We start from the raw sequence: 5,245 nt of genomic DNA, 5'->3' as shown, positions 1-5,245 counted from the left end.
CGTTATTTGTGTCATAAATGCCGTTTTTGAAGAAGCAGTGGACATCTATTCCGTTATTCATCGAAAATATTGTTAATCTAACTTGAAATGAACCGAATAAGGGATTCAATGTCCGCTCAATAAAGATTCTCCATACTTGCATAGATTTCATCGGGCAGCAATTTTTCGCTAAGTGCAATCGATTGCTTTATCATTATAATGAACTTTTTAATTCGATAAATACTATTGACATAAAAACATTAAGTGATAATATTATATGTATGCAATCGCTTGCGCAAGTTATAGAGAGATTAAAGTGTCTCCTCAGAGCAGAAAGAGGAAAGGTGAAGGCATTTAAGGGGGTTATTTTATGAACAGAAAATGGTGGAAAGAGGCAGTAGCATATCAAATTTACCCACGTAGTTTTATGGATTCAAACGGAGACGGAGTCGGAGATTTACAAGGTGTTATTGCAAAGCTCGATTATCTAAAAGATTTAGGTATTGATGTGATTTGGATCAGCCCTATTTATGAGTCCCCTAATGATGATAACGGCTACGATATCAGTGACTATCAAAAGATTATGGATGATTTCGGGACAATGGAAGATTTCGATCTGCTTCTGGAAGAAGTACATAGTCGTAATATGAAATTAATCATGGATTTAGTTATTAATCACACCTCAGATGAGCATGAATGGTTTATTGAGTCTCGTTCATCAAAAGATAATCCGTATCGCGACTATTATATTTGGCATCCAGGCAGAAATGGCAAAGAGCCGAACAATTGGGAATCAATCTTTGGCGGATCTGCCTGGGAATATGACGAGAAGACAAAAGAATATTATATGCATGTTTTTTCTACTAAACAACCTGATTTAAACTGGGAAAATCCAGATGTGCGACAGGATCTTTATGACATGGTGAATTGGTGGTTAGATAAAGGAATAGATGGATTTAGGGTAGATGCGATATCTCATATTAAAAAAGTGCCAGGGTTTCCTGATCTGCCAAACCCTGCTAACAAAAAATATGTACCTTCCTTCGACGGCCATATGAATCGACCAGGTATTGATAAGTTTTTAAAAGAATTTGCGAAAGAGACTATTCATCATTATGATATTATGACAGTTGGTGAAGCGAATGGTGTTACGATAGAGGATGCTGATCAATGGGTTGGTGAAGAAAAAGGATATTTTGATATGATTTTTCAATTTGAGCATTTAGGTCTGTGGAATATGAGTGCAGAAGGGAAATTAGATATCCACACTTTAAAACAAACATTGACGAAGTGGCAAAAAGGGTTGGAAGGTGTTGGGTGGAATGCGCTTTTCTTAGAAAATCATGATCAGCCTCGTTCGGTTTCGACTTGGGGGAATGACGATCAATATCGTGAACAATCGGCGAAATGTTTAGCGACTATGTTTTTCTTTATGCATGGGACACCTTTTATTTACCAAGGGCAAGAGATCGGTATGACTAATGTGCGCTTTGATTCGATTGATGATTATAACGATGTGGCGATCAAAAATATGTATGATAACGAGATTGCGGAAGGTAAGTCACACGAAGAAATAATGAAAAAGATCTGGAAGAGTGGTCGTGATAATTCCAGAACGCCTATGCAATGGAATCACGAGGTAAATGCAGGTTTTTCGAGTGGAACACCTTGGTTGAAAGTCAATCCAAACTATAAGGAAATAAATGTGGCAGCCCAGCAAGGAAATCCGAATTCTATCTTACAATACTATAAAAGAATGATTGCGACACGAAAACGATATGAAGTTCTTGTGTATGGTAGTTATGAACTTGAATTAGCTAATCATGATAAGGTGTACGCGTATACGCGAAAGTTAAATGAGCATGGTGCATTTATTATTACGAACTTGTTTGGTTCAAAGGCGGAAGTAAGCATTCCTACACATGTCCTTGAAAATACTCCTGAACTAGTATTAACAAATGTAGAAGGAAAGCAATTATCGGCAAAGATGGTTTTAGATCCTTATGAAGCAAAGGTTTATATCTGGTGATGGACACTCCTTGACAAAATTCAGACATTTCTTTAAACTATCAGAAAGTAAAGCAGATTATGTACAATAGAACATATATGACGATGAAGAGGAATAGTAGTTATAGGATTAGGCTAAGAGAGGTGGCGGTTGGTGCAAGTCACTACTATCCTGTTACGAACTCGCCTCAGATGTTACAAAAGTGAACAATGGTAGTAGCTTTTGTCGTTATCCGCGTTAAGGATTTTAAGTGAGTGTTAATAAATAGCTTAACACTAATGTTGGGTGGTACCGCGGGAATCTCTCTCGTCCCATTTTGGGATTAGGGAGTTTTTTTTGCGTTCAAGAACATATGTTCGGTATATACATAATGGTTCGAAGGAGGAAGGAAGATATGTCATTTGATCATAAACAAATTGAAGAAAAATGGCGCAATTATTGGATAGAAAACAAAACATTTGCAACGAATACAGGTTCTGATAAGGATAAGTTTTATGCGTTAGATATGTTCCCTTATCCATCTGGGGCCGGTTTGCACGTTGGACATCCAGAAGGTTATACAGCAACTGATATCTTATCAAGAATGAAACGAATGCAAGGATATGAAGTATTACATCCGATTGGTTGGGATGCATTTGGTCTGCCAGCTGAACAATATGCGTTGGATACTGGAAATGACCCTGCAGATTTTACAGAACAGAATATTAATACCTTCCGTCGACAAATTCAGGAGTTAGGTTTCTCTTATGATTGGGATCGTGAAGTGAATACAACAGATCCAAATTATTATAAATGGACGCAATGGATTTTCTTAAAGCTATATGAAAAAGGGTTAGCCTATATTGATGAAGTTCCGGTTAACTGGTGCCCTGCCTTGGGTACAGTGTTAGCTAATGAAGAAGTAATAGATGGAAAAAGTGAGCGCGGCGGACATCCGGTTGAACGAAAACCAATGAAGCAATGGATGCTAAAAATCACTGCTTATGCTGATCGTCTATTGGAAGATTTAGATGAATTAGATTGGCCGGAAAGTATTAAAGACATGCAACGTAACTGGATTGGCCGTTCTGAAGGTGCAGAAGTCATTTTTGATATAGATGCTCATGATGAATCCTTTACCGTTTTTACGACACGACCAGATACATTATTTGGTGCTACTTATGCTGTATTAGCACCAGAGCATCCGTTAGTGGACAAAGTCGTTACAGCGGAGCAGCAGGAAGATGTCAGTGCATACTTAGAAAACGTAAAGACAAAAAGTGACTTGGAGCGAACAGACCTAGCCAAAGATAAAACAGGCGTTTTTACTGGAGCTTATGCAATTAATCCAATTAACGGAAAAAAACTACCTATTTGGGTTGCTGATTATGTGTTAATGTCATATGGTTCTGGTGCAATCATGGCGGTTCCGGCACATGATGAGCGTGACTATGAGTTTGCGAAACAATTCAACCTTGAAATTATCCCTGTTTTAGAAGGTGGTAATATAGAAGAAGAAGCATTTACGGGTGATGGTCCTCACATTAACTCCGACTTTTTGAATGGATTAAATAAAGAAGATGCTATTGCTAAAGCAATTGATTGGTTAGAGGGTAAAAAGAGAGGAGAGCGAAAAGTAACTTATCGCCTTCGAGACTGGTTGTTCAGTCGTCAACGCTATTGGGGAGAGCCAATTCCGGTTATCCATTGGGAAGACGGCTCGATGTCTGCTGTTCCAGAAGAAGAGTTACCATTAGTGCTCCCAAAAACCGCTGAAATAAAACCTTCGGGAACAGGAGAGTCTCCACTTGCGAATATAGAAGATTGGGTCAATGTGACGGATCCTGAAACAGGTATGAAAGGTCGTCGTGAAACAAATACGATGCCACAATGGGCAGGAAGCTGTTGGTATTTCTTACGATATGTCGACCCGCATAATCCTGAGAAGCTTGCAGACTTTGATACGTTAAAGGAATGGTTACCTGTTGATGTCTATATAGGTGGTGCTGAACATGCTGTATTACACTTATTGTATGCACGATTTTGGCATAAGTTTTTATATGACATTGGTGTTGTACCGACTAAAGAGCCATTTCAAAAACTGTTTAACCAAGGTATGATTCTTGGTGAAAATAATGAAAAGATGAGTAAATCCAAAGGTAATGTTGTGAACCCGGATGAGATTGTCCAAACACATGGTGCAGATACATTAAGATTGTATGAAATGTTCATGGGGCCATTAGATGCTTCTGTAGCATGGAGTGCCAATGGTTTAGACGGTTCAAGACGATTCTTAGATCGTGTTTGGCGTTTGTTTGTAACAGATGACCATCAACTATCTAATAAAGTAACGGAAGTAGATCGTTCAGATGATTTAGAAAAAATCTATCATGAAACAGTAAAAGTAGTTACGCAGAATTTTGAGGATTTACGATTCAACACAGGTATCTCACAAATGATGGTATTTATTAATGAAGCTTATAAAGCAGAGGAAATCCCTAGAGTATACGTGGAAGGCTTTGTGAAGTTGTTATCACCTGTAGCTCCGCACTTATCAGAGGAGGTTTGGCAGTTGCTTGGACATGACGACTCATTAGTGTATGAGCAATGGCCAGAATATGACGAATCTAAATTAGTGGAAAATGAAGTAGAGATTGTTATCCAAATCATGGGGAAAGTTCGTGCGAAGATGATGGTGGATAAAAATGCGTCCAAAGACGAAATTGAACAAAAAGCTCTAGAACAAGAAGCTATTAAAGAACGTATCGAAGGAAAGACGGTGCGTAAAGTGATTGTAGTACCTGGTAAGTTAGTGAATATTGTTGCGAATTAAATAGCATACTTTCGATAAACCTCATATATAAAACCCGTTTCTAATTGCAGAAGCGGGTTTTAACATTATCTGATGACAGAATTACGTTATACTAAAATTTTAATGTATATTTTAATTTGTATCATTCCATAATAAAATTTGAAATAAGGTATTGACTTTTTCAAAAATAGTCTGTAACATTGTGAAAGTCGGCTCGTTAAAAAGAGTTCAAAAAGTTATTGACAGATATATAGCGATTTGCTATAATTTATTTGTCGCTTCAAAAAGACATTGATCTTTGAAAACTGAACAAAACAACCAGTATGATTTTAAACATGAAACAAAAGCTAGCTTTTAGAAGCGAGCGAGGTCAAATGTTGCCAATTAAGAACGCGACGTCCTGTCGCAACATTGGCATCAGCACATCCATGTGCAAGTCTTTTATTGAGAGTTTGATCTTGGCTCAG

Annotated in this window: 2 protein-coding genes and 1 other annotated feature; both genes read left to right on the top strand. The window is 37.8% G+C overall.

The features are described 5' to 3' along the window. Positions 1 to 349 precede the first annotated feature (349 nt). Complete coding sequence (locus GHT08_RS12825) at positions 350 to 2,008, top strand: glycoside hydrolase family 13 protein (protein ID WP_163581793.1); 1,659 nt, start codon at positions 350 to 352, stop codon at positions 2,006 to 2,008. A gap of 74 nt (positions 2,009 to 2,082) precedes the next feature. After that, positions 2,083 to 2,304, top strand: a binding site (T-box leader). A gap of 77 nt (positions 2,305 to 2,381) precedes the next feature. Beyond that, positions 2,382 to 4,799: a leucine--tRNA ligase gene (gene leuS, locus GHT08_RS12820; RefSeq protein WP_163581792.1), complete on the top strand. Its 2,418-nt coding sequence runs from the start codon at positions 2,382 to 2,384 to the stop codon at positions 4,797 to 4,799. Positions 4,800 to 5,245: the final 446 nt, after the last annotated feature.

Source organism: Gracilibacillus saliphilus (genome assembly GCF_010994085.1).
In the GTDB taxonomy this organism is placed as follows: Bacteria; Bacillota; Bacilli; order Bacillales; family Amphibacillaceae; genus Gracilibacillus; species Gracilibacillus lacisalsi.
Note: the sequence above shows the minus strand (reverse complement) of the source record. Positions and strands in the feature narration are given on the sequence as shown.